Origin of the sequence: Nesterenkonia sp. F (genome assembly GCF_000220985.1) — a bacterium.
Lineage (GTDB): Bacteria > Actinomycetota > Actinomycetes > Actinomycetales > Micrococcaceae > Nesterenkonia.
In genome coordinates this window covers 1-1302 of sequence record NZ_AFRW01000105.1, presented here as the reverse complement: position 1 = coordinate 1302, position 1302 = coordinate 1, and the positions used below count along the sequence as shown (strand labels likewise).

The following is a 1302-nucleotide window of genomic DNA, read 5'->3' as shown; positions in this document are numbered from 1 at the left end:
AGGGTTAGCGGAACTAATGTGTGTATAGATTCGCCCCGGATCCTCGGCATGGCAACGAAGTAGCGGGCTCCACATGCTCTAGGAGCATGTGGCATGCCCCTTCCTGGAAATCAGCCCCGCTGTGAGGTATGCGCTGACAAGCTGGTCAAGAACGGCACCACCAGCGCCGGACGGACCAGGTGGCGATGCCGACGCTGCGGAGCCTCGAAGACCCAGCAGCGAACCGATATCACCGCCCGGGCCGAGATCCGCAGCTTCCACCGATGGGTGCTCTCCTCCGACTCTCAGCACCAGTTCGGTCTCACCGATCGGGGCTTCCGCAAGAGGATCGCCTGGTGCTGGGACATCGAGGTGCCCCGGCCCACACCGACCGGCGAGGTCCATCGCCAGATCCTCGTCGATGGCACCTACTTCCAAGACTGGTGCGTACTCATCGCCTACGACGCCGCCCACGTGCTGGGCTGGCAATGGTGCGCCACTGAGAACAAGCCCGCCTGGGCCGCACTGCTGAGCCAGCTGCCGGGCCCGGATGTGGTGGTCACCGACGGCGGGCCCGGGCTGCGCGCGGCCCTGGACCAGCAGTGGCCCGGCGCCGCCATCCAGCGCTGCTACTTCCACATCTACGCCGCTGTGCGCCGGCACATCACCCAGGCCCCGAAGCTGGAGGCCAACCAACAGATCCTGGCGCTGACCAAGCGGCTGATGAAGGTCGGCGACCTGGACGCTGCAGCCGCCTGGATGGGGGCCTATGCCTCCTGGGAGGCGAAGTGGGCGCAGTTCCTGGCTGAACGCACCTACGCCCGCCCCGGGGTCGAGCGGCCCGGCTGGGTGAAACCGCATCAGCGCTGGTGGTACACCCACCTGCGCAGCCGTCGAGTCCGGGGACTCTATCGACAGCTGATCAGCGACAAGTCACTGTTCACCTGGCTGGAGCCCGACTACCTCGACAGCGAGAGAACCCCGGTGGTGGCCAGGACGACCTCTCCGCTGGAAGGAGGTCCGAACAGAGCGATCAAGGATCTGCTGCGAACTCACCGCGGAATGCCCGAGGCCCATGCGCGCCGGGCGGTGGACTGGCTGCTCAACAGCCTCACCGAGGATCCCCACGATCCGTGGGAACTGGCCCGGGGCCACCTGCAGCGCTTGGCTGCCCCGCAACCATCTCCGCAGATCGAGGAGCCGATCGGGCCAGCGCTCTACGACACCGCCACCACTGCTGAGGAAGGGCTCTGGGCTCGCTCAGGCTGGGTGAGGAACCGATGACACGCCCGGGCTATACACACATTTGTTCCGCTAACCCGC

Annotated in this window: 1 protein-coding gene; it reads left to right on the top strand. The window is 66.4% G+C overall.

Annotated elements, in window-relative coordinates; translation table 11 throughout:
* The first annotated feature begins 93 nt into the window (after positions 1 to 93).
* Positions 94 to 1263, top strand: a complete 1170-nt coding sequence (locus GU5_RS14955; protein ID WP_083830439.1) for an IS1249 family transposase — start codon at positions 94 to 96, stop codon at positions 1261 to 1263.
* The last annotated feature ends 39 nt before the right edge of the window (positions 1264 to 1302 follow it).

What these genes read in the sequence shown, in the direction of transcription:
- GU5_RS14955 (WP_083830439.1), top strand. Translation starts at nt 94, where the DNA reads ATGCCCCTTCCTGGAAATCAGCCCCGCTGTGAGGTATGCGCTGACAAG.